Here is a 25764-nt window from a genome sequence, read left to right on the forward strand (position 1 = left end):
TTATTCGGTAATGATGATGATCTTTTTATCTGCGTTTTTGAGTTTTGTATCCTGGTCATAAATGGCTTTCAGATCATAATCTATTCTTATGGAATGGTCGTCAATCTGTTTTACCCAATCATGTTTCCCTGAAATTGATTCTATTTTATTTTCAAATTTTAAGGTTGTACCAATCTTTTTGAAAAACATTACCATCATACCGGCTACTTTCTCCGCTTCTTCCTTTGAACTTTTGGTTTTGACAGCCTCTTCAATACTTTTAAGATTAAAATTTTCTGTATCGATAGTGAGGGTTTTTCCATCCCAGTTATTGTATATATTTTGATCTAAAGGGATTTTTTCAGTCTTTGTAAAACTTTTCAAAACCAAATAATCTTCTGGAGTAAAATGTTCCATTTTAAAAGAAAATCCTGCCAGCTTGTTGTCTTCTTTTGTGGATTTCATGAAAACTTTTTTCATGATTCTGATGGAGTCCGGATTTTCAGTTTTTAATTTTCCTTCTTTTTTAGAAAGATCATACATACTTGTCCAGGTAGTCGGAAGTCTGTCCATTTCTCCAAATTCTTTCTGCTTTAACGAATCTGGTGTCATAGCCATCATCTCAGCCATAAACTCTCTTGTATCAATATCTGTGATAGAAGAGGAGGCAGCATCTTTATGATAGACAATTTCAGAATTGATACTGCAGGATTGCAGTATAAAAAGACTTATCAGAAATAAGATGATGGTTTTCTTCATGGTAGATTTAAATACGAATTAATGGCAGTTAACGGCTCCGTTCGGATCTTTAATAATTGTCATGGCTTCCGCCTTAGGAGAAACATACGGTATTCCCAGCTCAAGACCTCTCAGTATGAATAATCCTCCTAAAATGATCATAATCACAGGAACAGCTTTTAAAACTTTCACCCTGAAGGCCTGATTCATGAGATTTCCGGCCAGAACGATAGCAAACATGAACGGAAGGGTTCCCAAACCAAATAAAGCCATATATAAAGCTCCCTGCCATATTCCTCCTCCTGCGAGGCTGGCGGTAAGTGCCATATACACCATTCCACACGGTAGAAAGCCATTTAATAAACCTGTTGTAAATCTTGAACGGTAATCTGCTTTCTGAAGTAATTTTCCCAGATTCATTTTTACGCTGTACAGAAACTTGGATAGGAAAGGAATTTTTGAAGCAAAATCTTTTCCGCCAAATGAAAATACAGCCATAATGATCAGAAGAACTCCTGCCGTAATAGTGAGGTATTTCTGAAATCCGGCCATTTCAAATCCTTGCCCGATAATTCCGAGAAGTGCACCCAATAAGGAATAGGTGAAAATTCTTCCGAATTGATAAGTAAGGTTCTGAAGATAGAAATTGGCTGCCTGTTTTTTGGTTAATCCCATCGATAAAGCAATAGGTCCGCACATTCCGATACAGTGAAAACCGGAAGCAAAGCCTAAAGCAATAGCCGATACAATAAGTCCTATTTCCATATCACATCATAATCCATTCGGTAGTCTGTTTTATCTTTTGTCCAACTTAATCTTAAGGTGTAGTTTCCTACTTTCAATACCTGTGCAGGAATTGTAAAAGACTGGCTGGCATCAAGCTGTACAGATTTTTTGATATCTAAATTCTGGTCGTCGGTTCTGTTTAAAACAAATTTTACCGTAGTATTTGAGTTATTATATTCTTTTGGAAAAGTAATTTTTATTCCTTGAGTATCCTGGCTGTATACAGGTTTTTCCTGAAGATCATCTGCTTTTTTCTTAGCATCAATCACATCCTGGTACTTCAACTCTTCTTCGTAATAATTATCGGTTACCATTTCAGAATTCTTCTGCCCGTTCGGGAAAAGAAACATCATGGATAATATAAAAACTATGAATGCTAATAGTGCAATTACAACACCATGTCCCCAACTAAAGTTCTTCATCTTTTTCTAATTAAAATTGCAGTTTAAATGGTCCTTCAAAATAGGTCTGATATGAGTCTACCAATTTACCTTTCATATCGTAAACACCAATGGTAATATTCTGTTTAGAGAGTTTCATATCATTTTCCGGGAAGCTGATGTTGATCGTTCCTTTGGAAATTTTATCTCTGTCTACCTGAATCTTACTTGATGCACTGTATGTAATTTCACCGTGTGCAGGATCTATCACTTTGATGGTAACGATTTTTTTCTCGTTCGTTTTATTAAGGAAAGTATAATTATAGGTATTGGTAATTTTACCGTCTCTTACAAAGAATGTACTCCCTGCCGGTTTGATGAATTTTGCCTCCATCTCACCACGGCTGTAAAGAAGATATCCTAAAAATCCTACAAGAAGGAATAAGAATACTGAGAAACCTTTCATTCTTCCTGTAAACTTGAATTGAGTTTCTTTTTCGATTTCGTTTTCAGAAGCATATCGGATCAATCCTTTTGGAAGGCCTACTTTTTCCATTACTTCATCGCAGGCATCAATACAAGCGGTACAGTTGATACACTCCAGCTGCTGTCCGTCTCTGATATCAATTCCTGTAGGGCATACTACCACACATTGATGGCAGTCGATACAGTCACCTTTCCCTGCAGCTTTTCTGTCTTCTCCTTTTCTCCATTTTGATCTTCCTTCTCCTCTTTTGAAATCATAAAATACGTTGATGGTATCTTTATCAATCAATACCCCCTGAAGTCTTCCATATGGGCAAACCAATGTACAAACCTGCTCTCTGAACCATGCAAATACAAAGTAAAATGCAGCGGTAAGAAGAATCATCACAATAAAATTGGTAGGGTGGGCAAATGGTCCTTCACCAACAATTTTAAATACTTCTTCATATCCTACAATATACATGAACATGAAGTGAGTGATGATCAATGAAATGATAATATAAACAGACCATTTTAAACTTCTCTTCCAGATCTTTTCACTGTTCCACTCCTGTCTGTCCAGCTTCATCTGCTTATTTCGGTCTCCTTCAATCAGATATTCGATTTTACGGAAGATCGATTCCATAAAAATTGTCTGAGGGCAAATCCACCCGCAGAAAATTCTTCCGAATGCAATCGTAAAAACAATAATAAAGATTAAAGAGGCGATAGCACCTAAAGTAAGGATAAAGAAGTCCTGTGGATAGAAAGGCTGTCCAAAGATGAAAAACTCCCTGTCTATTACATTAAACATCAACAATGGGTTGCCATTGATTTTGATGAATGGTAATGTAAAATAAATAATTAATAAAAGGTAACTTACAATGTTTCTGTAGTTGGTATATTTCCCTTTTGGTTTTCTTGGAAATACCCATCTTCTTTTTCCGGATTGCTCCATTGTCCCTATAGAATCTCTGTAAGTCTCAGGGTCCAGAACCTGTCCCTGTCCGCCGCGTACTTCTATTTCTTCTATGTCTGACATATGTAATAGGTTTTAAAAAAGAAAAAACATAATTCGTTACTATTTTAATCTAATAACAAATTATGTTTTTTTCATATGTTTTCTAATTTTTTAAATTATTCTTTTTCCCAATGTGCTTCAGTTCCTTGAGGAGCTGCTCCTCCCTGAGCCTGAGTCACTGGTGGTTGTTCCTGGTTGATGTGATATACATATGCTGCAATCTTCTCAATCTCTGCACCTGAAACTTCTCCGTTTTTACCGAATGCTCTCATGGCAGGGTTAGTAGGAGAACCATTCCAGTCCATATGGAATACGTTTTTGAATAACGTTTTCTCAGGCTGGTTGATCCAGTAGTTATCAGTAAGGTTTGGTCCGATACCTCCACTACCGTCTTCTTTGTGACAAGATGCACAGTTTGTTTTGAATAATTCTTTACCTTCTGCAATGTTATCAGCTGAATATTTAGCTGTTTCAATGGTTACAGGAGGCTGAGTTTTTTGGTATTCTTCAATACTTGCTAACTGCTCTTTATATTCTTTTTCATATTCGCTTAACGGGTGAGCGAAGTCTGTGAAAGAGTATGCTGCAATATATACAATACAAAAAGCGGTCCCAAAATAGAATAAACCTACCCACCATTTCGGTAATTGGTTATCCAACTCCATGATTCCGTCGAAACCGTGGTCGATAAGGATATCCTTTTCTTCAGAAGCAGATTGCTTTTTGAATGCACTTTGGTACAATCTTTTGAAATAAGGAACTTTCTTTTCAGCTAAATAAGCTGCCTTTTCTTCAGGAGATAATTTCTTGAATTTGTTGTTCTCAATAAGGTCTCCGATTGCTCCATGAATGTAAGCAAGGATCCCAGCGATAACAACAGTTCCCCAGAAGTAAGGTGAAGAAAGGAACGCGTAGCTCTGTACAAATAAATAATAAAAAACTATTAAAAGTCCGATTATTATTAAGATGTTTATAACAACAGGTGTTCTTTGTTTCATAAAAAATAGTTTAATTTTTTAAATTAAAATCGTCATCTTCATCATCCCCAAGAGGTGCCTCTTCTTCTTCTTTGTAATATTTTTTAGGTCTGCTAAAAACATAGATTACCAAAGCGATGAAGAACAGCATAAAGAAAATCAGAGCCAGCGTCTGGTAGAAACCAGCATTTTCTGTATTGGATAATATATCTTTAAAATTCTGAGGAATCATAGTATGAACCTTTTAATGTTTTTTAGTTATTACTTGCTGTTTTGATTTCAGTTGTTTTGATATCAGTTCCTAATCTCTGAAGATAAGAAATAAGAGCTACAATTTCTTTTTTCTCTAATTCTCCCTGAGGTCTCTTCGCATAAGCCTGCTTAAGGTCATTTGCTTCAGAGAAGATATCTTTCACAATTTTTGCCGATTGGTTGTTTGCCCATGTGTCTGCAGAATCGATTTCAGCCTTAGTATAAGGTACATCAAATACATTCTTCATCAGCTTCATTTTGTCTACCATCTTAGTTCTGTCTAAGTCAGTAGCAATTAACCAAGGGTAACGAGGCATGATAGAACCTGCAGAAGTTGATCTTGGGTTATACATGTGCTTGTAGTGCCAAGAACTTGGGTTTTTACCACCTTCTCTATGTAAATCCGGTCCTGTTCTCTTAGAACCCCATAGGAATGGTCTGTCGTATACGAATTCTCCAGCTTTGGAGTATTGTCCGTTTTTACCGTTGAATCTTGTAATCTCATCTCTGAACGGTCTGATCATCTGAGAGTGACAAGCGTTACATCCTTCACGGATATAGATATCTCTACCTTCAAGTTCCAATGGTGAATAAGGCTTCACTGCAGAAATTGTAGGTACACTTTTCTTAAGAGATAGTGTAGGGATAATTTCAATTGAACTACCGATAGATATTGTAAAGAAAGATAGAATACCTAATAATACCGGAGTTCTTTCCAGCCAAAGGTGAGTACCTTCTCCTTCTTTTCTGTTTTTACTGATGTTTGCCAACGCAGGAGCTTCAGCAGGAACTTCTTTCTGGAATGATCCTTTTCTTACTGTAGCGATTACGTTTACAATCATTAGGATAGATCCTGAGATATAGAATAAACCTCCTACGAATCTCATTTTGAAGTAAGGAATAATTGCTGTTACCGTATCCAACCAGTTTTTCCATAATAATGTTCCATCCGGGTTGAATTGCTTCCACATTAATCCTTGTGTAAATCCTGAAATATACATTGGAACTGCATAGAAAATGATTCCTAAAGTACCTAACCAGAAATGCCAGTTAGCTAATTTTACAGACCAAAGTTTTGTTCTCCACATGATTGGTACCAAATAATAGATAACCCCGAATGCCATGAAACCATTCCATCCAAGAGCTCCTAAGTGTACGTGACCGATAACCCAGTCTGTAAAGTGACCAATTTTGTTGATGTTTTTAGTTGCCAAAAGCGGTCCTTCAAACGTTGCCATACCATAACAGGTAACAGCTACTACGAAGAACTTAAGGATAGGATTTTCTCTTACTTTATCCCAAGCTCCTCTCAGCGTAAGAAGACCATTTAACATACCTCCCCAAGATGGTGCAATAAGCATGATAGAGAACCCTGTTCCTACCGCCTGAGCCCAAGCTGGAAGAGCTGTATACTGAAGGTGGTGAGGACCAGCCCAGATATATACGAAAATTAATGACCAGAAGTGAATAATAGACAGCTTATAAGAGAATACCGGTCTGTCTGCAGCCTTCGGAAGGAAGTAATACATTAAACCTAGAACCGGAGTTGTCAATACGAATGCAACCGCATTGTGTCCATACCACCACTGTACAATAGCATCTTTTACCCCTGCATATGCTGAATAAGATTTCCAGCCTGTGAAAGATAAAGGTACTTCAAGGTTGTTGAAGATGTGAAGCATTGCTACTGCAATCCAGGTACCAATGTAGAACCAGATGGCTACATAAAGGTGTCTCACTCTTCTCTTAGAAATAGTCAGGAACATATTGATACCAAAAATGATCCATGAGAATGCGATCAATATGTCGATCGGCCACTCGTGTTCAGCATATTCTTTAGAGGTGTTGATCCCCATAAAGAAGGTAACGAACGTAGCAACGATCATAAACTGCCAAGTCCAGAAATGTAACCAAGACAATGTGTCACTGTACATTCTTGTTTTTAATAATCTCTGTAATGAGTAATAAATACCCGTGTAAACGATGTTACAAACGAATGCAAAGATTACGGTATTGGTGTGCAACATTCTGATTCTACCAAAACCAAATGCACCATGAGTGTTTATTAACCCCTCAATATTACCAGATGCCAAACTTTTAATGGTTGTGTCATCCGTCCCGAAAAAGAATTCAGGTAATTCCGGGTAGAAAAGCATTAATGCCGCCGTAAGCCCGAACGTAAATCCAATGAGACCGAAAACTAAGGTCGCATAAAGGAACGCACGGACAATACTATTGTCATAACTAAACTTCTGTGTTTCCATATCAACTATTCACTATTTTTCTCAATTTTTATTATTTTCTCCTATTTCTTTCTCGTCTTTATTTTTGTCGCCAGTTTCATCATTTTCTTTGACTTTTTCGTCATCGAAAAGAATTCTGACAGCAGGAGACTCATCATCTTCAAACTGTCCTTTTCGGGCATACACTATAAATACGACCAAGAAAATCGCAGCTAAAGAAACACTGCAGAGGATCATTAAATATAGAATATCCATTGGACAACAAAATTAACCTATTTTCGGGGTTCAAATTTAGTGAAAAATAATGACATTCATCACGAAATGCCGATTTCAGCTAATTTAAAATCAGTCTAAATAAGGGCTTTTACGCCTGTTTTTTGAAATGTTTACGACCTAATATCCAGGTTGAAAGTGTAGTAAAGGTAACCACCGTAATGGAACTGATTGGCATGATGATTGCAGCGAAGAGCGGATGCATATGCCCTGTAACAGCGTAACTTAAACCAACAATATTGTACAGAAAACTGATTATAAATGTCATTTTCACAATGGTGATAGAACCCTTACAAACGTTCAGGTAATTGTCCAGAGTAACTACTTTATCTCCATTCATAATCACATCAGAAGATGGGGTAAAACTGTTCGTATCATCAGCAATAGCAATTCCCACATTACTTTGTTTTAAAGCACCTGCATCATTAAGGCCGTCTCCAAGCATTGCGACTTTTAAGTGCTGATCCTGAAGGGATTTGATGTAGTTTAACTTGTCTTCCGGGCTTTGATTAAAGGCCATTCCTTTGTAATTAGGAATAAGCTCTTTAAGCTGATTTTCTTCTGAGGAATTGTCTCCGCTCAGGATAAATATTTTGTAGTGGGTAAGTTTTGTGAAAAGTTCTTTCAGCTTCGGACGGTATTCATTCTTAAAGATGAATTTTCCTAAATATTCTCCATTTTTGCTGATATAAACTGCTGTTTCAAGGTTTTTAGGTTCCTGATTATTATAACGTGCAGATCCTATTTTATAAATGTTTCCTCTTACACTGGCTTCATATCCTTTTCCAGAGATTTCAACGAAATTTTCTACAGGGAAATAATCATCATTGACTTCAATGAATTCATACAATGATTTTGAAAGCGGGTGGTTGGAATTTTTTAATAAAGTCTTAATATTCAGAGAATCAAACTCGTTGATCTCAGAACCTTCGTATTTGATATTTGATTTTTTTCTGTGGGTAATGGTTCCTGTTTTATCAAAAACAATGGTATCAAGCTTCGCGATTTTTTCAATCGTTAAAGTATCTTTTACATAGAACTTATTTCGGCCTAAAATCCTCATAATGTGACCGAAAGTGAACGGTGCAGACAAGGCAAGCGCACAAGGACAAGCAATAATCAGAATGGCTGAAATAACCTGGAACATAATTTTTAAATCAATAAAATACCAATACGTTCCTGCAACTAAAGCAATACCTAAAATAATGAATGTGAAATATTTACTGACGTTATTTGTCAGGGTGTCAAGACCAGTTTCGTGTTTTTTAAATGCTTCTTTATTCCAAAGCTGAGTTAAATAACTTTGATCCACATTTTTAATCACTTCAAGTTCTAAAGAAGATCCTATCTGTTTTCCGCCGGCGAAAATTTTATCTCCAGGTTGTTTGCTGATACTTTCACTTTCTCCTGTGATAAAACTGTTGTCTATATTTCCTTCTCCGTTGATCAGGATAGCGTCTACCGGAATGATTTCTTGGTTTCTAACCAAAATTCGGTCTCCTACTTTTACCTCTGAAAGAAGAATGTTCTCCTGTTTACCTTCGAAATCTACTTTCGTTACGGCAATCGGGTAGAAAGATTTGTAATCTCTGTCGTAGGAAAGAGCACTGTATGTTCTTTTTTGGAAAATTTTTCCGAGAAGCATGAAGAATAAAAGACCACAAAGAGTGTCGAAATATCCTGGGCCATAATCTGTTACCACTTCGTAAATACTTCTTCCGTAGAGAACAAAAATTCCTAAGACAATCGGAACATCAATATTGACAATCTTATTTTTTAAACCATACCATGCGGATTTATAATAGTCTGAAGCTGAGTAAAATACAACAGGCGTTGCCAAAAGGAATATCAAGGTTCTGAAGAGGCCTCTATAGTGTTCCATCCAATAATCTTCCCCTCCAATATATTCAGGAAAGGCAAGGAACATTCCGTTACCAAATGCAAAAGCAGCGATGGCAAATTTCACCAATAAAGATTTGTCAAGATGATCTTCGTTTTTGTCAGCAGTTTCAAGGCTGATGACCGGTTTGTATCCAAGATTAGTTAAAAACTTAGCGAGTTCGCTTAATTTCAGATCGTTATGGTTGAAGGAGATCTGTAAGGTCTTTCTTGTAAAATTAACCTGCGAATATTTAATGTGCTTATTTAATGTATGAAGGCTTTCCAATAGCCAGATACAGGATGAACAGTGAATTACAGGGATTTTGAAAGTAACAAGACTGGTGCTTCCTTCAGAGAAATCAGTAACTTTTTCAAAGATTTCCGGCGTGTCTAAGTAATCAAATTGAGAAGAATTTTCATCATTCGGACGAATTCCTGCTCCTTTATTAAGCTCATAGAAATTGCCTAAATGATTTAAATTTAGAATTTCGTAAACAGACTTACATCCGTTACAACAGAAAGTCTTTTCATCAAATAAAATTCTCTCTTTTTCTATCCCTTGACCACAATGAAAACAGTTCTCGCTCACCCCATAAAATATTGAACTACAAAATTATAACAAATTTTTTTGTTTATCGCGTTAAAAAGTTCTATTTTTGTGATAAATATCATATAAAATGCCGCAGGAACAACAGATAGCAATTGAAGAGAGGTTCGCCAGAGTTTTTAATGATAAATCATTTAAAGAAAGACTTTCTAGCGCAGATTTTGAAAAATACATTAATGGCAAAAAGAAACTGAGTTTTCAGAAACATGATACCATTTTCGAGGATGGCGAAACTCCAAAAGGAGTGTTTGTCCTGGAAAAAGGTGCTGCCAAACTTTCGAAATCAGGAGCGTTCGGTAAAGATCAGATTTTAAGATTTATCAAAGAAGGAGATATCATCGGCTATCGTTCTTTGCTTTGCGGGGAAAATTTCCAGGCCAAAGCAGAAGCAATGACAGATATTGAATGTGTGTTCTTACCCGCAGATATTTTCATGTATCTTTTGGAGGTAGATCCACAGCTGTCTTTCGTAATGCTTCAGAAAATCTCATACGAATTAGGAGAATCTTCCAACACCATTACTTTCCTTGCACAGAAAACGGTAAGAGAAAGACTGGCAGAAATTCTTTTGCTACTGGAACAGAAGCTGGGAGTTGATCCTGAAGGCTTTATCAAGATCTCATTAACGAGAGAAGAAATTGCCAATATTATCGGTACTGCTACAGAAAGTGCCATTCGTCTGATCTCGGAATTCAAACAGGATAGCCTGATTGAAGTAGACGGAAGAAATATCAAGATTTTAAATCACGACAAACTCATGAAACTCGGTCACGTAGTTTTATAAATCATACAAAAACTTAAGTCGGCTCAAGGCCGACTTTTTAACTTTTAAAAATAGATAAATTATGTCTGTTCACTCTGAAATTAAAAAAGTTACAACTGAAACCTTGCGTAAAATGAAATTCGACAAGGAGAAAATAACAATGCTTACAGCCTATGATTTTACCACAGCAAAAATGGTAGACGCAGGGGGAGTAGATGCTATTTTGATTGGAGACTCTGCAGCGAATGTAATGGCTGGTTTTGAAACTACATTACCTATTACGCTGGATCAAATGATCTATCATGCTCAAAGTGTGGTAAGAGGAACCGACAGAGCTTTGGTGGTAGCAGATTTACCTTTCGGAACTTATCAGAGTAATCCTGAAAAAGCATTGGAGTCTGCGGTAAGAATGATGAAGGAAGGTGGGGCACATGCTGTGAAAATTGAAGGCGGAAAAGAAATTTCCAAGTCTATCAAAAAGATCATCAATGCCGGAATTCCGGTAATGGGACATTTGGGTTTAACACCACAGTCTATCTATAAATTCGGAACATATAAAGTAAGAGCTAAAGAAGAAGCAGAAGCTGAAAAACTAATTGCTGATGCACAACTTCTGGAAGAACTAGGATGTTTCTCCATCGTATTGGAAAAAATTCCTGCGGATTTAGCGAAGAAAGTTACCGAGAGTATTTCTATTCCTACCATCGGAATCGGTGCCGGAGCACATTGTGACGGACAGGTTTTGGTGTATCATGATATGGTAGGAATGAACAAAGGTTTCAGCCCGAAATTCCTAAGAAGGTACCTTGACCTTTACACAGAAATTACAGGAGCTGTTGCTCAATATGTAAAAGATGTAAAAGATGTTGAGTTTCCCAACGAAAACGAAAGCTATTAATCTATGCAGAATCAACAATCTATTCAGGGAATATTATCTATCGCAGCATTGATTTGTCTTGCTGTGGGATGGTTTAATCTGTTCTCTCCGGAAATTAATCATTTACTTTCTAGAAAAGTATTTTATGTGCTGATAGGAGCGAGCTTCTTTATTCAGGCACCATTGCTTACGAATAAAAACTTTGTGTATGCAATGTATGCTGCTGCAGCGATCTGTGTATTCGGAGCATTTATTCCGGAAGGGTCAAAACTTTCAGCTGTTAAAACGGTGGGCCTTCTGGCAGGGATTATCCTGTCTTTATCCAATAGAAGAAGATAGACGGAAGAAGTATGAAGGAGCAGATTATATATGAAGACAACCATCTTCTGGTGATTAATAAAAAGGTGGGTCAGCTTGTACAAGGTGACAAAACCGGAGATGAATCACTATTAGAATCCATCAAGAATTTTATAAAAATAAGAGATGCTAAGCCGGGCAATGTTTTTCTCGGCTTGGTTCATCGTATAGACCGTCCTACATCAGGGCTGGTGATCTATGCAAAGACTTCCAAAGCGCTTTCCCGTTTGACGCAAATGGTGAAAAACCGTGAAGTAAAAAAAACATATTGGGCAGTTGTTGAAAAAGAAATGATCCCGCAAAGTCAGAGATTGGTCCATTATTTAAAGAAAAACGAGAAAAATAATAAAGCCATTGTTTTTCCAAAAGCTACAGAAGGAGCAAAAGAAGCGATTTTGACTTATAACGTGATCAAGACTCTGGATAATTATCTTCTTCTTGAGATTGATCTTGAAACCGGAAGACATCACCAGATCAGAGCACAACTATCTAAAACGGGAGTTCCCATTAAAGGAGATCTGAAATATGGAGCACCACGTTCCAATCCTGATGGCGGAATCAATCTTCATGCAAGGAAACTGGAATTTATTCATCCGGTTACCAAAGAAAAAATTGAAATCATAGCTCCTGTTCCGCAGAATGATGCGATCTGGAGGGCTTGTGAAGAATAAAACTAAAAACTAAATACTATGAAACTTAAATTAATTTTTGTGATGACCATGTTATTGGTTATTGCGTCTTGCTCTAGAGATCATGAAATTGAAACTCCCCAGGAGATTATAAATGATAAACCTAATGAAATTTCATTTATTTTTCCTACATTGACACCCTCTGGAAGTGACTATAATTATAATTTTGAATATGATCCATTGGGAAGAATAAGTAAAAGAATTGGGATTTACATTGAGTGGGATATGCAGTGGCCTGAACATCTTTCAAAGTATGGATATACCAAAATAACGTACACAGGTAATACTGCTGTCATGAAAAATTACAATGCCAGTAAACCAGATGAAAGAAAATTTGAGTTTGATAATCAAGGAAGAGCGATTAAATTAATAATTCCTTCTCCTACTAATGAAGCAGCAAAAGAAAAGCGCATTACATATAGTTATAATAATTCCGGAAAACTTGCGGAAGCTTTGACGGAATTTCCTAATGCACTTTATGACCCAACCAATCCTAATGATTATGTTTTAGCATATGTAGAAAAGTTTATCTATAATAATAAAGGTAATTTAGAGAAAGCGATTACTACAGAAAAGCATAATAATATAGAGGTATACATTACAAAAGAAATTGAATTTGAATTTTTTGATCTTGTCTCTAATCCTTTTCGTAAACTAGGTATTTTTGAAGACTATTTTTACTTTTCACTTTCCACAAATAATTATAATAAAATGACGACCAAGTTTTATAAGTTGGGAAAGCTTGATAAAACAGAGCCCAGAGTATGGGCCCATTCTTATAATTCAGATGGAACTCTAAAGCTTTTTAAATAAGAATTTAGGATTAGATATCAATAATACCCGTTTCTGAAATTGAAGCGGGTTTTTTGTTTAAAATCATTTCAGATTTTGCCCATTCTGAAAAAATGTCTAACTTCGTCCCAAACTTTAGGGGTGTCTGTTACCAACAGACTGAGACTTTACCCTTTGAACCTGATCTGGATCATACCAGCGTAGGGAAAAGTAGATGACTTTTGCTGTACATTCTATTGTACAATAATGGCCATTCCTAAAGTATATATAAAATATTAGGAATGGAACTTATAATCAACCACACCCGAAAAACATTTGATGTACTTCCTGAAAATCTGGAAGAATTACTGGCTATTGAGCTGCCTGGAAAAAAGAAAGGTATTGCTGTAGCCCTCAACAATCGCATTATTCCCCTGTCAATCTGGGCGGAAACCATCCTTAACAACAACGATTCTATTTTAATCATTACTGCCACTCAAGGCGGTTAATTCTCATATTTAATACCAATACTTATGGCTCACTCCATTACATGTTCGCCATTTCCGAACTCAAAGAAAATCTATGTTGAAGGAACATTACACCCTATCAATGTAGCAATGCGTGAAATACAGCTTAGCCCGACCAAATTAACCAATGGCGGCTTTGAACATAATGCTCCGGTAACGATTTATGACACTTCTGGTCCTTATACCGATGAAAATGCGGTTATTGACATTCAGAAAGGGCTTCCAAGAATCAGAGAACAATGGATTCTGGATAGAAATGATGTGAATATCCTGGACGGAATTACTTCTGAATACGGAAAAGCCCGTTTAGCAGATCCACGTCTTGATGAACTGAGATTCTCTTATGATCATAAACCTAAAGTAGCACAGGAAGGAAAAGAAGTTACCCAGCTTTACTATGCGAAGCAGGGAATCATTACTCCGGAAATGGAATATGTGGCGATCCGGGAAAACCAAAGAATAGAACAGCTTGATTCTGTATCTAAAGAAATGGCTTTTCAACATCCCGGACACAGTTTTGGTGCCAATACTCCAAAAAGTAAGATCACTCCGGAATTTGTAAGAGACGAAATTGCTGCCGGAAGAGCCATCATTCCCAATAACATCAACCACCCGGAAAGTGAACCGATGATCATCGGAAGAAATTTCTTAGTGAAAATCAATGCTAATATCGGAAATAGTGCCGTTTCATCCAGTATTGAAGAAGAAGTAGAAAAAGCGGTATGGGCTTGCCGATGGGGAGGCGATACCATTATGGATCTTTCCACCGGGAAAAATATTCACGAAACAAGAGAATGGATCATCAGAAACAGTCCGGTTCCGATTGGTACCGTTCCTATTTATCAGGCATTGGAAAAAGTAAAAGGAGTTCCTGAAGATCTGACATGGGAAATTTTCAGAGATACACTGATTGAACAGGCAGAACAGGGAGTTTCCTATTTCACCATTCATGCAGGAGTTTTGCTGAGATACATTCATTTAACAGCGAAAAGAGTTACCGGAATTGTTTCCAGAGGAGGATCTATCATGGCAAAATGGTGTTTATTCCATCATAAAGAAAGCTTTCTGTACACTCATTTTGAGGAGATCTGTGAGATCATGAAGAAATATGACGTAGCTTTCTCTCTGGGAGACGGTCTTCGTCCGGGATCTATTGCAGATGCCAATGATGCCGCTCAGTTTGCAGAACTGGAAACTTTAGGTGAACTGACAAAAATTGCATGGAAACATAATGTACAGGTAATGATTGAAGGACCTGGACACGTTCCGATGCATATGATCAAAGAAAACATGGAAAAGCAACTGGAAGAATGCCATGAAGCTCCGTTCTATACTTTAGGTCCTTTAACAACGGATATTGCACCAGGTTATGATCACATTACTTCCGGAATCGGGGCTGCCATGATCGGATGGTTTGGATGTGCAATGCTTTGCTATGTAACGCCGAAGGAACATTTAGGTCTTCCGAATAAAGATGATGTAAAAGTTGGGGTAATTACTTATAAGCTGGCAGCTCACGCAGCAGATTTGGCAAAAGGTCATCCGGGAGCGCAATACAGAGACAATGCATTAAGTAAAGCAAGATTTGAATTCCGATGGGAAGATCAGTTCAATCTTTCATTAGATCCTGAAACGGCGAGAGCTTATCACGATGAAACACTTCCTGCAGAAGGAGCAAAAATTGCCCATTTCTGTTCCATGTGCGGACCGAAATTCTGTTCCATGAAAATTACACAGGAAATTCGTGAATCTGCAGAACAGGGAATGCTGGATAAATCACAGGAATTCATAGAAAAAGGAAAAGAAATCTATATATGATCCTCGTTATCACTCCTGAATTGATTGTCCCGAACGAAACAGATCTTATTAATCAAATGTTTCAGGAAGGTCTTGATCTGCTTCACATCCGTAAACCGTGGCTCAGCCATAATGAAATGAGGGAATTCATCACGCAGATTGATGAAGTTTTCTATCCACAACTGGTGCTGCATACGCATTACGATCTTGGGAAGGAATTTACTATTTCAAGGTTTCATTTCAGGGAGATTGATCGGCAGGAAGAAATGTATAAGTCTTTTGTGAAAGACAATACCATTTCAACTTCGGTACATGATATTAAAACATACAATACTTTGGAAAAAGAATGGGAATATGCTTTCATAAGCCCGTTCTTTCCAAGTATCTCCAAAAAAGGATATGGACTGGATTCTACCATAAAGGAAGAAATAAAACATCGGAATAATCCGGATGTCAAATTGATTGGCCTTGGAGGAATTAATCAGGATAATATTCGTGAAGTTTTCGAATCAGAATCAGATGGAGCAGCCTTATTAGGAGCTATCTGGGAAAGTGAAGAACCCTTAAATGTATTCAAAAAATGCAGGAACGTCCTTATGTCATAAGCATCGCAGGCTTCGACCCCAGTGGCGGAGCAGGCTTATTATCAGATAGTAAAACTTTTGAGCAATCGAAAGTGATGGGACTTGGAGTATGTACAGCATTAACATTGCAAATCGCTTCGAAATGCCTGAGTTTAGAATGGCGACCTATAGATGAAGTAACTGAAGCGATTCAGGTGCTGATGGAAAGTTATCCCGTTTCAGCAGTGAAAATCGGGATCGTGAAGGATGCCCAATTTCTGGGTAAGATTGTAGAAACAGTTCAAAAAGGAAACCCTGAAGCGAAAATCGTTTGGGACCCTGTTCTGAAAAGTACTTCTGAATTCACATTTTTTGACCTTGAAACACTTCCTCAATTAAAAGATGTGGTTAATAAACTCAGTTTAATAACTCCTAATTATAACGAATACAGTGTTTTAAGAGGAGGTGATCTTTTGCCGGATACAAATGAATGCTCATTACTGATCAAAGGAGGACACCGGAAAGATCATTTAGGAACGGATATTTTAGTTGAAAATGAAAAAGAAACGCTTTTAATTCCGGCCGAAGGTAGTACAACTTATTTTCCTAAACATGGTTCCGGCTGTGTTTTATCTTCAGCAATTACTGCAGAACTGGCGAAAGGAGAAAACATGGAAGTTGCCTGTAAAAATGGGAAATTATACATCGAAAAATTTTTAAAAAGCAATCCCTCTTTACTGGGAACGCATTCATAGAAAACATGGAAAAATTACAATACATATCACAAGGAAACACCCAGAAGGAACAGGAACTTTGTATCCGAAAAGCCTTAGACAACGGAATTCAATGGGTGCAGGTTCGATGGAAAAATGCTCCTGAAAACGAATTAATCAATCTTTGTGAAATTTCAAAACAACTTTCTTCAGAATATCAGGCGGTTTGTATCATCAATGACCATGTACAAATAGCCAAAGAAATAGATGCAGATGGGGTTCATTTAGGATTGAACGACAGTACCATTGAAGAAGCAAGACTGATCTTAGGTGAAAATAAAATTATTGGCGGAACAGCGAATACCCTTTCAGATGTCATCCAGAGAATCAAAGAATCTTGTGATTATATCGGTTTAGGACCATTGAGATTTACCACAACCAAAGAAAAGCTGAGTCCTGTTCTTGGATTTGAAGGCTACCAGAATATCATTGATGGGTTAAGAGAAAAATCAATAGACATTCCCAAAATATTTGCAATAGGAAGCGTTACCCTTGAAGATGTTTTGCCGTTACAGGAAATCGGAATTTATGGTGTTGCTGTATCTGGGCTCATTACAAAGCAACCGACCTTAATTAATGAACTAAAAAAAGTAATGATATGAACAATCAGAAATTAGAAATAGCAGGAAGAATTTTTGAATCAAGACTGTTTTTAGGAACAGGAAAATTCGGAAGTATGAGAGATATGGTACAATCTGTCATCGCATCAGAAAGCAATATGGTGACAATGGCGCTCAAAAGAATTGATGCCCAATCCAGTGAAGATGATCTGCTTGATTCATTAAAAGAAACCAACGTTCATCTTCTACCCAATACTTCCGGAGCAAGAACGGCCAAAGAAGCTGTATTGGCAGCCCAATTAGCCAGAGAAGCACTGGAAACGAACTGGGTAAAACTGGAAATTCATCCGGATCCGAAATATTTACTTCCCGATCCTATTGAAACCTTATATGCTACGGAAGAATTGGCCAAATTAGGATTTATTGTCATGCCTTACATTCATGCAGATCCTGTTTTATGTAAACGTCTTGAAGATGCCGGAACAGCTGTAGTAATGCCTTTGGGAGCACCCATTGGAACAAATAAAGGATTAAGAACACAGGATTTCCTGGAAATAATCATCAGCCAGAGTAATGTTCCCGTAGTGGTGGATGCAGGAATCGGGGCACCTTCAGATGCTGCAAAAGCAATGGAAATGGGAGCAGATGCTGTTTTGGTGAATACTGCCATTGCTGTAGCCAGAAATCCACTGAATATGGCTGTTGCTTTTAAAGAAGGTGTGATTGCCGGAAGAAGAGCATTCGAATCTGGATTGGGAGCGATTGCCAACCATGCTGAAGCTTCAAGTCCGCTTACTTCGTTTTTATTTGAATAAATCAGACTCATGAAAAGCTTTAAAGATGTTTTTGAAAACTACCAGTGGGATGAGGTAAAGAATAAGCTTGGAAAAGTGAGTCTGGCCGATGTAAGATGCAGTCTTCAGAAAAAGAATAAAACCCTTGATGATTTTCTGAATCTCCTGTCACCAGCCGCTTCTCAGGAACTGGAACTGATGGCAAGAATGACACAGATGCTCACCCAAAAACGATTTGGAAAAACCATTCAGTTGTATGCACCGCTGTATCTCAGCAATGAATGTCAGAATATCTGTACCTATTGCGGATTCAGTCTCGATAATAACCTGAAAAGGAAAACGCTTTCCGATATGGAACTGATGATCGAAGCCTCAGTCCTGAAATCAATGGGAGTGAATCATGTATTGCTGGTAAGCGGTGAAGCTAATAAAATAGTAGGAGTTCCTTATTTTCAGAATGCTGTCCGTAAGTTAAAGTCTCATTTTTCCAATATTTCTATCGAAGTTCAGCCCTTATTGGAAGATGAATATAAACTGCTTCATGATGAAGGAGTACATTCCGTTTTGGTATATCAGGAAACTTATCATCAGGATGTGTACAGAGAATATCACCCGAAGGGTAAAAAATCTAACTTCCATTTCCGTCTCGAAACTCCAGACAGGATAGGGAAAGCAGGAATTCATAAAATAGGGCTCGGAGTTCTCCTTGGACTTGAAGACTGGAGAGTGGATAGTTTTTTCAATGCGTTACACATTGATTATCTTCAGAAACAATACTGGAAAAGTAAGTTTTCAGTTTCGTTTCCAAGGCTCAGACCGGCAGAAGGAATCATTGAACCTAATTTCATTATGGAAGATAAAGATCTTCTTCAACTGATCTGTGCCTACAGAATCTGGAATGAAGACCTTGAAATCTCCATTTCTACCAGGGAAAATGAAGTCTTCAGAAATAATATTGTCTCTCTGGGAGCAACCGCTATGAGTGCTGGTTCAAAAACCAATCCGGGAGGATATGCGGTGGATAAAGAATCTCTGGAACAGTTTGAAACCAGTGACGAGAGAAGTATGGATGAAATCAGAGTCATGATCAAAAAAGCAGGCTATGATCCTGTAATGAAAGACTGGGATTCCGTATACAGTGGATTTTAATTTTTTAAAACCATTAAGAACTTGGAAGAGGTGAAGTTTAATTAAAAAAAATCGAAGATTTTTAACACAGTATCTTTTTCAAGCGAAGCTCACCTTAACTATTCTTAAAAGCTTTAAAAATCTTAATGGTTCAATTATCATAAAGCATGAAAAAAGAAGATCATTTTTCACGGTACAGCCGACAGATATTTATTGAAGAAATAGGATTGGAAGGACAAAAGAAAATAAAGTCTTCCAAAGTTCTTGTCATCGGGGCCGGAGGTTTGGGGAGTCCAATTATACAGTATTTAGCTGCTGCAGGAGTAGGAACTTTGGGCGTTGCAGATTTTGATCATGTAGAACTTCACAACCTGAACCGGCAGATTATTCATACTGAAAACAGAGTAGGAGTATCCAAAGTGAAGAGCGCTGAAACATTCGTGAAAGAACTCAATCATCAGATTACATTCATAGGAATTGAAGAAAAAATCAATGATGAAAATGTTGAAGAAATTATTTCCCAATACGATATTATTATTGACGGTTCAGATAACTTTTCAACAAGATATCTGGTGAATGATTCCTGTGTGAAATTAAAAAAGGCCTTGGTTTATGGAAGTATCTTAGGATTTTCAGGACAGGTTTCCGTGTTTAATCATAATGGAAGCAAAAGCTTAAGGGATATTTTCCCTGAACCACCTTTCGATGAAGACGTACCGGATTGTGACAGTCTTGGCGTCCTGGGAGCTCTTCCAGGAATGATAGGTAGCATGATGGCTCTTCAGGCATTAAAAATTATTACGGATCTTCCGGTGAGTGTTAATCAGCTAACTTTGGTGGATACACTGGACTGGAGGTTTCAGACGATAGATTTCTGATGTAAATGTAAACACAAATGTCACTAATATTTTCACCAATAACACCATTTTACTATCAATAGGAACGGGCTTTAGCCCGTTTTACTTTTATAAAACCATCCATTGGCTTTAGCCAAAACCTATTCTGTACAAAAAAAATAGGTGGTAAAATAATTACCACCTATTTTATTCTATTACAAAGAAGAATTACTGTGCCTGCTGCATTACGCCTCCGTTATCCTCTTTTTTAGTCTGGTTCAGGATATTTGGATCCTCTTTTGCCAGTTTATTTCTTGTCGGAATTTTATAGTTGATGGAAAATCCGAAATTTCTCGTATCATATTTACTGCTGATCATCACAGGAGTTCCTGATGGTGGATTAGAACGTACCTGCATCATCTGTCCGTTGAAAATATCATTCGCAAAAACAGAAAGCGTCAGACGATTGTTCATAAACTTTTTCGTCAACGTAATATCAAGCGAGTTGTTGAATGGTTTTTCTGCGGTGAAGTAGAAATACCCTGCCTTGGGAGTCAGATAGCTGTAATTGGCTGTCATCTTGATGTCTTTAGGCAAAAGAATCTGAGTCATAATATTGAAAATCCAGAACCCTTTATTATTCAGATTGTCGATATCATGTTTCTGATAACCAGCATATAAGTACATGAAATTAATTTTATCGGGATTGAAATCAAACTTCATAATTTCGCTCAAAGGCTTGCTGAAAATCATAAAAGGAACTGGTAATCCCACATTAAAGTTGTGAATTTTCATATTCGAAATGTTCACCTGCTCGTTGTAAAGTTTTCTTCCGTCTTTTCGGATGATCTGTGCTACCTGATTACTTGCCGAACTTACACTATATCCGATAAATGCATAATCAAAAGCTGAAATTTTCAACTCATAATTATCAAAAATAGTAGGCTGTAGATTCGGGTTACCATTTACTTCTGTACTTGGTCCTGAGAATGTTACGTTATTCGGGTTCAAAGCAGAAATACTTGGTAAGCTGATTTTTCTGTTGTAATTCGCAGCAACATACACCTGATTCATCATGTTGTACTGTATACTCGCGTTCGGGAAAAGTTTAAACTTATTGAAAGGAATCAAATTAGCCTCCACCAATTTTGCATCTTTATCGAAATACCTCGTTACTCCTGAAATATCATAATTTTCAGCGCGGGAACCCAATGTGAAGTCAAACTTTTTCAATTTAGCCTGAAATTCTAAATAAGTTGAAGCTGTTTGTCTTTGATATTCAAGATTGGTTAAGCCAAAACTTTCCGTATCATAATCCTGTTTCTCATACAAACCTCCGAAGCTTACTTTTCCGCCATCAAGAAGTTTGATCGGCTGGGCATAATCTACTTTGAAGTTGGCAATATTCATCACCGATTTATTGTTCAGAATATCTTTTAAACCATTTGTAGGGCTGTTAATAGGTAAATAAGGTGCGGCTGCAAAATTACCGTTCTGGAAGAAATTATCCTGTGCAAATTTACTGTCCGATCTTGTATAACCCAATTGAAAGTCCAGTTTCTGAGATTTGTCTGCAAAACGTTTCTGGTACGTTACTACAGCTTCCTGTCTCAAACTATTGGTGTGAGCAACATCTGAAGACGTATAAAAAGCTTCTCTCAAATCCTTTGGATTATTCTGAAAAGGTAAATCTCCATGACCATCACTTAGAGTATAGTTGTCATTATTGTTGTGATAAATATCGTAGTTCAATAATAATCTGTCCTGCCCTAAATCAAAAGTCAATCCGGATTTGGCAAAATATCCACGTGCATATCTGTCAGTGTGACTCGTTAAAAGTTCATCCTGCTGGCCATTCAGCATACTTTCGCGGTAATTTTGACCAACGTTCAGCTGCCATCCGAAATATTTATTTCTTGCATTTAAGTTAACAGAGTTTGTGGTTCTGTTTCTGAATTTATCATAATTCGTGAAAGAATAATTTCCAGAATACGTAGCGGTTAAATATTTATTAGCATTTTTGTTGGTGATGATATTCATAATGGCACCTCCGGAAGTAGCCGGAAACTCTGCTCCTGGTTGGGTGATTACCTCAATTCTTTCTACAGAATTGGCAGGCATCCCTTCCAGAAAGGAGTTCAATTCATTGGAGGTAATATTCAGAGGTCTTCCGTTAAGATATACTTCCAGCATTTTTCCCTGATACATCATCCCTGCGATATCAGTGGATACCAGTCCCGGAAGTTTTTTTATTCCTTCCAGAACATTTCCGTTATTTAGCTGAGGTTGCTCGGAAAAGTCAAAAATAGTACGGTCTGCCTTTTGTTCAACGGCTTTTTTAGTTTTGGTGATGACTACCCCTTCAATTTGTTTTTCCTGTGGTTTATTATTTTTTTCTTGTGAAAAAACAAAAACAGAGCTTAATAAAGATAAAGCGAAAATCGTTTTTTTCATAATGTTTTTTACTGATATCCGGTTAGACGCTGAAAAACAGAATTTGTTACGGTAAAATTGTGAAAATCGAAAAATTAAGCTGAAATTTTTTTTATTTCCGAAATAATTATATCTTTGCCGGGTAATTATCAAGAATCTCTAGATGGGATAGCAACCTGCAAAAACAAGCAAGGTGCTGCAATCGATAAGCCGGATCTTCCGGAAAAAATGTTTATCATTCTATCATTATCCCATCTTGAATTTTTGTTTTAAAGTTAAAATCAATGTTTAAAGACAAGGGAAATCACATTCCATCAGTAATTTTTTATTCTTCAGATCATGAAGTGAGTCTTCATTATTCTGATATGTTTTCATGCCATTTCTATATGCGCATGTGTTGTTGCTGCTAGCACTTTCTATTTCTAAAAAATAATACAAACATTCCGGACGTCACTGGTAACCTTACATTTTAGGGTTACAGGATTTATATTGCTTAAAAACAATTTTTAACAACAAAAAGTAAACAACAATCAACATGCATAATTTCAAAAAAAGAATATTTGTCCCTTCTATCGCGCTTATTTCAACATTTTATTACGCCCAGACGGACACTTTACAATCTAAAAAAATAGATGATGTGGTCATCCTTGGATCAAGAGGTTCCGGAAGATCATTAACGGATACGCCCGTTCCGGTAGATATCATCAACATATCAAAAATTTTAAAACAAAGTCCGACTAACAATATCAGCCAGGCTTTAAATTATATTGTCCCTTCATTTTCATCCACCTCACACACCGTTAACGATGGAACTGACTTTGTAGATCCTGCTCTTTTAAGAGGATTAGGCCCGGATCAGGTCTTGGTTTTACTCAATGGGAAAAGAAGATATCAGTCTTCATTGATTAATGTTACGCTTACACCGGGAAGAGGCTCTGTAGGAACTGATCTTAACGCGATTCCGGCCTTTGCTTTAGAAAAAATTGAGGTTTTAAGAGACGGTGCTTCTGCTCAATATGGTTCTGATGCCATCGCAGGAGTTGTTAACCTCGGACTGAAAAAGAGATTAGGACTTTCCGGACAAGTGTTTCTGGGAGGATACGCATCGCCTGTTGCCAATAATTTCTCAGGAGGAGTGGATGGACAGACGATTTCTGTAGACCTTAATTATGGAGCGAAAATAGGAAAATCCGGATTTATTAATGTTACGGGTTCTGCTCAGTACCGCGATCCCTATTCCAGAGCCGGAGTGAGGGAAGGAGATATTTACAATGCTTATAATGCTATTAATTACAGAGCATTGCAGGATGGAGTTAATATTGATGGCTTGTATAAAAATATTACGAATACTTCCAATACTCAGCAGATTATCAATACAGTAAAACAATATGCAACTAAGGTGGGTTATTTTGGATCTGATTTCCAGTCTCAGATCTCAGGGGCAAACAGTATTTCTGACCTTCAAAATATATTAGGTAAAGATTTTACGTCTCAGGAGCTTAATTACCGAGGATTGGAGAGAAAAGATTTCAGTTTGAGAGCGGGACAGTCTAAATTACAATCCGGGCAGCTTTTCTTCAACTCTGAAATTCCTGTAAATGATGATTGGAAAGTGTACTCATTTGGTGGGTATAGCTACCGCCTTGGAAATGCCGGAGGATTTTACAGACTTCCGAATACGGAAAGAAATATCAATGCAGTGACTCCCAACGGATATCTTCCCCAGATTGAAGCAGCGGTAAATGATTATTCTCTTGCTGCAGGAATCAAAGGGAAATGGAATGGCTGGAATGTAGATTTCAGTAATACATTCGGGAAAAATACCTTTGGCTTTGGAGTTGTCAATACATTTAATGCTTCTTTGACGGACAGCTCTCCAAGAACCTTTGATGCCGGAGGATCTGAGTTTTCACAAAATACCGTCAATCTGGACTTCTCCAAAAAATATGATGTGCTGAAAGGATTGAACCTTGCGTTCGGTGCTGAGTACCGACATGAAAACTATAAAGTAAATGCCGGAAAAGAAAATTCTTATGCTTCTTATGATATTTATGGACGTGTGGTAACGGCTAAAACTCCTGAAAATGAGAAAGTAACCGATTTCTTCGGAAATATAAGACCGGCTGGAGCGCAGGTTTTCCCAGGATTCAGTCCGGAAAATGCCGTTTCCGGAAACAGAAACAGTGTTGCTGCTTATGCTGATGCAGAGTTGGAAGTCACTGACGGATGGCTGTTGGAAGGTGCTTTACGATATGAGAATTATTCAGACTTCGGATCTACATTCAATTATAAACTTGCAACCAATGTAAAACTGGCTCCCAATCTTAACTGGAGAGGTGCTGTTTCTACAGGATTCAGAGCACCTTCATTAGCTCAAATCTATTATAGCTCTACTTCTACACTGATTCAGCAGGGAAAAACTACACAGGTTGGTACTTTCAGGAATAATTCTGAAGCAGCACAGGCACTGGGTATTCCTAAATTAAAACAGGAAACTTCACAATCCTATAGCACAGGAATTACTTGGAAGATACCATCGTTAAGCCTGACGTTCACAGCAGATGCTTATTTAATAAAGATTAAGGATAGAGTAGTGCTTACGGATCTGTTTTCCCGTCCGGATAAGGTCATAACTTCTGATGATCAAGTGCTGCAAAATGCTTTTGATCTTGCACGAGCCAGTTCTGCAAATTTCTTTGCCAATGCTGTAGACTCTCAGACAAAAGGGTTGGATATTACCATCTCTCAGAATTCAAAAATATCATCAGGGGTTTCCTTGGAGAATAATCTGGGAATCAACTTTAATCAGACCAAAAGAATCGGAGATATTCATGCTTCCCCTAAATTGGTAAGCCAGATTGATAATTATTTCTCAGAACCCAATAGAGTGTATTTTGAAGAGGCTGTCCCCCGCGTAAAAGCTACCCTGTCCAATACTTTGAGGGTTTCCGGATTTACTTTCCTATTACGTAATTCTTTCTTTGGTAAAGTGACCGATGCAGATGTTTTGGATGCTAATTTTGACGGAGTAACAGGAAGTACAGAGCATTTTGTTCTTAATAACCGCTTTGTGACAGATTTATCTGTAGGATATGATTTCAATAAAAATATTTCGGCCACGATCGGGAGCAATAACATCTTGAATATTCTGCCTTCTAAAAGCCCCAATATAAGCTCGTTAACTGCTGATAATCAGTTTGTGTATTCCAGACAGGTTTCCCAGTACGGTATAGGAGGAAGGTTTTTATTTGCCAGAATTGAATTCAGGTTCTAAATATTAGCGTGATTTATAAA

24 protein-coding genes and 2 riboswitches are annotated in these 25764 nt (G+C 37.4%); of the genes, 14 read left to right on the forward strand and 10 right to left on the reverse strand.

The annotated features are described in order from the left end of the window. The 9 genes from ACMA47_RS15230 to ACMA47_RS15270 all read right to left on the reverse strand — a co-directional run bounded on the left by ACMA47_RS15230 (position 1) and on the right by ACMA47_RS15270 (position 9584). Positions 1 to 738: a hypothetical protein gene (locus tag ACMA47_RS15230; RefSeq protein ID WP_413930441.1), complete on the reverse strand. Its 738-nt coding sequence runs from the start codon at positions 736 to 738 to the stop codon at positions 1 to 3. An 18-nt stretch (positions 739 to 756) separates the two neighbouring features. Continuing rightward, a complete protein-coding gene (locus tag ACMA47_RS15235) occupies positions 757 to 1482 on the reverse strand; it encodes a sulfite exporter TauE/SafE family protein (RefSeq protein WP_034692613.1) in 726 nt (241 codons plus the stop codon). Then, complete coding sequence (locus ACMA47_RS15240) at positions 1473 to 1925, reverse strand: FixH family protein (protein ID WP_034692611.1); 453 nt, start codon at positions 1923 to 1925, stop codon at positions 1473 to 1475. Before ACMA47_RS15240 ends, ACMA47_RS15235 begins: the two co-directional genes overlap by 10 nt. Before the next feature lie 10 nt (positions 1926 to 1935). Continuing rightward, positions 1936 to 3390 (reverse strand): cytochrome c oxidase accessory protein CcoG, encoded by a 1455-nt coding sequence (ccoG, locus tag ACMA47_RS15245; protein ID WP_413930442.1) that lies wholly within the window; start codon positions 3388 to 3390, stop codon positions 1936 to 1938. Positions 3391 to 3485: 95 nt separating this feature from the next. After that, complete coding sequence (locus tag ACMA47_RS15250) at positions 3486 to 4367, reverse strand: cbb3-type cytochrome c oxidase N-terminal domain-containing protein (protein ID WP_079243485.1); 882 nt, start codon at positions 4365 to 4367, stop codon at positions 3486 to 3488. Positions 4368 to 4377: 10 nt separating this feature from the next. Next, positions 4378 to 4578 (reverse strand): cbb3-type cytochrome oxidase subunit 3, encoded by a 201-nt coding sequence (locus ACMA47_RS15255; RefSeq protein WP_002983870.1) that lies wholly within the window; start codon positions 4576 to 4578, stop codon positions 4378 to 4380. Positions 4579 to 4600: 22 nt separating this feature from the next. After that, positions 4601 to 6862 (reverse strand): cytochrome-c oxidase, cbb3-type subunit I, encoded by a 2262-nt coding sequence (gene ccoN / locus ACMA47_RS15260; RefSeq protein ID WP_034692602.1) that lies wholly within the window; start codon positions 6860 to 6862, stop codon positions 4601 to 4603. Positions 6863 to 6883: 21 nt separating this feature from the next. Next, positions 6884 to 7096, reverse strand: coding sequence for a cbb3-type cytochrome oxidase assembly protein CcoS (ccoS, locus tag ACMA47_RS15265; protein WP_034692599.1), 213 nt, complete (start codon positions 7094 to 7096; stop codon positions 6884 to 6886). A gap of 109 nt (positions 7097 to 7205) precedes the next feature. Then, positions 7206 to 9584, reverse strand: a complete 2379-nt coding sequence (locus ACMA47_RS15270; RefSeq protein ID WP_413930443.1) for a heavy metal translocating P-type ATPase — start codon at positions 9582 to 9584, stop codon at positions 7206 to 7208. 88 nt (positions 9585 to 9672) lie between these two features. Here ACMA47_RS15270 and ACMA47_RS15275 point away from each other — a divergent pair, with 88 nt between their 5' ends. The 13 genes from ACMA47_RS15275 (at position 9673) to ACMA47_RS15335 (ending at position 20079) form a co-directional block, all read left to right on the forward strand. Then, positions 9673 to 10386 carry a Crp/Fnr family transcriptional regulator gene (locus ACMA47_RS15275; RefSeq protein ID WP_034692595.1) on the forward strand — a complete coding sequence of 238 codons (714 nt, stop codon included), beginning with the start codon at positions 9673 to 9675 and terminating at the stop codon, positions 10384 to 10386. Positions 10387 to 10447: 61 nt separating this feature from the next. Continuing rightward, a complete protein-coding gene (gene panB / locus ACMA47_RS15280) occupies positions 10448 to 11263 on the forward strand; it encodes a 3-methyl-2-oxobutanoate hydroxymethyltransferase (RefSeq protein WP_413930444.1) in 816 nt (271 codons plus the stop codon). Positions 11264 to 11266: 3 nt separating this feature from the next. Further along, a complete protein-coding gene (locus ACMA47_RS15285) occupies positions 11267 to 11581 on the forward strand; it encodes a hypothetical protein (RefSeq protein WP_047377337.1) in 315 nt (104 codons plus the stop codon). A gap of 11 nt (positions 11582 to 11592) precedes the next feature. Next, positions 11593 to 12270 carry an RluA family pseudouridine synthase gene (locus tag ACMA47_RS15290; RefSeq protein ID WP_413930445.1) on the forward strand — a complete coding sequence of 226 codons (678 nt, stop codon included), beginning with the start codon at positions 11593 to 11595 and terminating at the stop codon, positions 12268 to 12270. A gap of 18 nt (positions 12271 to 12288) precedes the next feature. After that, positions 12289 to 13101, forward strand: a complete 813-nt coding sequence (locus ACMA47_RS15295) for a hypothetical protein (protein WP_413930446.1) — start codon at positions 12289 to 12291, stop codon at positions 13099 to 13101. A gap of 106 nt (positions 13102 to 13207) precedes the next feature. Further along, a riboswitch (TPP riboswitch) is annotated at positions 13208 to 13304 on the forward strand. A 57-nt stretch (positions 13305 to 13361) separates the two neighbouring features. Next, complete coding sequence (thiS, locus tag ACMA47_RS15300) at positions 13362 to 13568, forward strand: sulfur carrier protein ThiS (protein WP_413930447.1); 207 nt, start codon at positions 13362 to 13364, stop codon at positions 13566 to 13568. Positions 13569 to 13592: 24 nt separating this feature from the next. After that, positions 13593 to 15404 (forward strand): phosphomethylpyrimidine synthase ThiC, encoded by a 1812-nt coding sequence (thiC, locus tag ACMA47_RS15305; protein ID WP_413930448.1) that lies wholly within the window; start codon positions 13593 to 13595, stop codon positions 15402 to 15404. Continuing rightward, the gene (locus ACMA47_RS15310) at positions 15401 to 15988 is read left to right on the forward strand and encodes a thiamine phosphate synthase (protein WP_413930449.1); all 588 of its coding nucleotides are present in this window, start codon (positions 15401 to 15403) and stop codon (positions 15986 to 15988) included. The genes thiC and ACMA47_RS15310 overlap by 4 nt, the downstream gene beginning before the upstream one ends. Then, positions 15964 to 16701 (forward strand): hydroxymethylpyrimidine/phosphomethylpyrimidine kinase, encoded by a 738-nt coding sequence (locus ACMA47_RS15315; RefSeq protein ID WP_413930450.1) that lies wholly within the window; start codon positions 15964 to 15966, stop codon positions 16699 to 16701. The genes ACMA47_RS15310 and ACMA47_RS15315 overlap by 25 nt, the downstream gene beginning before the upstream one ends. 5 nt (positions 16702 to 16706) lie before the next feature. Then, complete coding sequence (locus tag ACMA47_RS15320) at positions 16707 to 17321, forward strand: thiamine phosphate synthase (RefSeq protein WP_413930451.1); 615 nt, start codon at positions 16707 to 16709, stop codon at positions 17319 to 17321. Continuing rightward, positions 17318 to 18094 carry a thiazole synthase gene (locus tag ACMA47_RS15325; protein WP_413930452.1) on the forward strand — a complete coding sequence of 259 codons (777 nt, stop codon included), beginning with the start codon at positions 17318 to 17320 and terminating at the stop codon, positions 18092 to 18094. The genes ACMA47_RS15320 and ACMA47_RS15325 overlap by 4 nt, the downstream gene beginning before the upstream one ends. Positions 18095 to 18103: 9 nt before the next feature. After that, positions 18104 to 19222, forward strand: coding sequence for a 2-iminoacetate synthase ThiH (gene thiH / locus ACMA47_RS15330; protein WP_413930453.1), 1119 nt, complete (start codon positions 18104 to 18106; stop codon positions 19220 to 19222). A 146-nt stretch (positions 19223 to 19368) separates the two neighbouring features. Next, the gene (locus ACMA47_RS15335; protein WP_413930454.1) at positions 19369 to 20079 is read left to right on the forward strand and encodes a HesA/MoeB/ThiF family protein; all 711 of its coding nucleotides are present in this window, start codon (positions 19369 to 19371) and stop codon (positions 20077 to 20079) included. A 186-nt stretch (positions 20080 to 20265) separates the two neighbouring features. Here ACMA47_RS15335 and ACMA47_RS15340 read toward each other — a convergent pair whose 3' ends face one another. Continuing rightward, positions 20266 to 22491, reverse strand: a complete 2226-nt coding sequence (locus ACMA47_RS15340; protein WP_413930455.1) for an outer membrane beta-barrel protein — start codon at positions 22489 to 22491, stop codon at positions 20266 to 20268. 120 nt (positions 22492 to 22611) lie between these two features. Then, positions 22612 to 22709, forward strand: a riboswitch (SAM-I-IV-variant riboswitch). 296 nt (positions 22710 to 23005) lie between these two features. Here ACMA47_RS15340 and ACMA47_RS15345 point away from each other — a divergent pair. Then, positions 23006 to 25744 carry a TonB-dependent receptor plug domain-containing protein gene (locus ACMA47_RS15345; RefSeq protein WP_413930456.1) on the forward strand — a complete coding sequence of 913 codons (2739 nt, stop codon included), beginning with the start codon at positions 23006 to 23008 and terminating at the stop codon, positions 25742 to 25744. The last annotated feature ends 20 nt before the right edge of the window (positions 25745 to 25764 follow it).

It is taken from the genome of Chryseobacterium sp. T20 (assembly GCF_047345655.1).
In the GTDB taxonomy this organism is placed as follows: Bacteria; Bacteroidota; Bacteroidia; order Flavobacteriales; family Weeksellaceae; genus Chryseobacterium.

Bases quoted from the DNA above. Each gene is read 5' to 3' on its own strand.
- ACMA47_RS15230 (WP_413930441.1), bottom strand. From the start codon at position 738: ATGAAGAAAACCATCATCTTATTTCTGATAAGTCTTTTTATACTGCAA.
- ACMA47_RS15235 (WP_034692613.1), bottom strand. From the start codon at position 1,482: ATGGAAATAGGACTTATTGTATCGGCTATTGCTTTAGGCTTTGCTTCC.
- ACMA47_RS15240 (WP_034692611.1), bottom strand. From the start codon at position 1,925: ATGAAGAACTTTAGTTGGGGACATGGTGTTGTAATTGCACTATTAGCA.
- ccoG (WP_413930442.1), bottom strand. From the start codon at position 3,390: ATGTCAGACATAGAAGAAATAGAAGTACGCGGCGGACAGGGACAGGTT.
- ACMA47_RS15250 (WP_079243485.1), bottom strand. From the start codon at position 4,367: ATGAAACAAAGAACACCTGTTGTTATAAACATCTTAATAATAATCGGA.
- ACMA47_RS15255 (WP_002983870.1), bottom strand. From the start codon at position 4,578: ATGATTCCTCAGAATTTTAAAGATATATTATCCAATACAGAAAATGCT.
- ccoN (WP_034692602.1), bottom strand. From the start codon at position 6,862: ATGGAAACACAGAAGTTTAGTTATGACAATAGTATTGTCCGTGCGTTC.
- ccoS (WP_034692599.1), bottom strand. From the start codon at position 7,096: ATGGATATTCTATATTTAATGATCCTCTGCAGTGTTTCTTTAGCTGCG.
- ACMA47_RS15275 (WP_034692595.1), top strand. From the start codon at position 9,673: ATGCCGCAGGAACAACAGATAGCAATTGAAGAGAGGTTCGCCAGAGTT.
- panB (WP_413930444.1), top strand. From the start codon at position 10,448: ATGTCTGTTCACTCTGAAATTAAAAAAGTTACAACTGAAACCTTGCGT.
- ACMA47_RS15285 (WP_047377337.1), top strand. From the start codon at position 11,267: ATGCAGAATCAACAATCTATTCAGGGAATATTATCTATCGCAGCATTG.
- ACMA47_RS15290 (WP_413930445.1), top strand. From the start codon at position 11,593: ATGAAGGAGCAGATTATATATGAAGACAACCATCTTCTGGTGATTAAT.
- ACMA47_RS15295 (WP_413930446.1), top strand. From the start codon at position 12,289: ATGAAACTTAAATTAATTTTTGTGATGACCATGTTATTGGTTATTGCG.
- thiS (WP_413930447.1), top strand. From the start codon at position 13,362: ATGGAACTTATAATCAACCACACCCGAAAAACATTTGATGTACTTCCT.
- thiC (WP_413930448.1), top strand. From the start codon at position 13,593: ATGGCTCACTCCATTACATGTTCGCCATTTCCGAACTCAAAGAAAATC.
- ACMA47_RS15310 (WP_413930449.1), top strand. From the start codon at position 15,401: ATGATCCTCGTTATCACTCCTGAATTGATTGTCCCGAACGAAACAGAT.
- ACMA47_RS15315 (WP_413930450.1), top strand. From the start codon at position 15,964: ATGCAGGAACGTCCTTATGTCATAAGCATCGCAGGCTTCGACCCCAGT.
- ACMA47_RS15320 (WP_413930451.1), top strand. From the start codon at position 16,707: ATGGAAAAATTACAATACATATCACAAGGAAACACCCAGAAGGAACAG.
- ACMA47_RS15325 (WP_413930452.1), top strand. From the start codon at position 17,318: ATGAACAATCAGAAATTAGAAATAGCAGGAAGAATTTTTGAATCAAGA.
- thiH (WP_413930453.1), top strand. From the start codon at position 18,104: ATGAAAAGCTTTAAAGATGTTTTTGAAAACTACCAGTGGGATGAGGTA.
- ACMA47_RS15335 (WP_413930454.1), top strand. From the start codon at position 19,369: ATGAAAAAAGAAGATCATTTTTCACGGTACAGCCGACAGATATTTATT.
- ACMA47_RS15340 (WP_413930455.1), bottom strand. From the start codon at position 22,491: ATGAAAAAAACGATTTTCGCTTTATCTTTATTAAGCTCTGTTTTTGTT.
- ACMA47_RS15345 (WP_413930456.1), top strand. From the start codon at position 23,006: ATGCATAATTTCAAAAAAAGAATATTTGTCCCTTCTATCGCGCTTATT.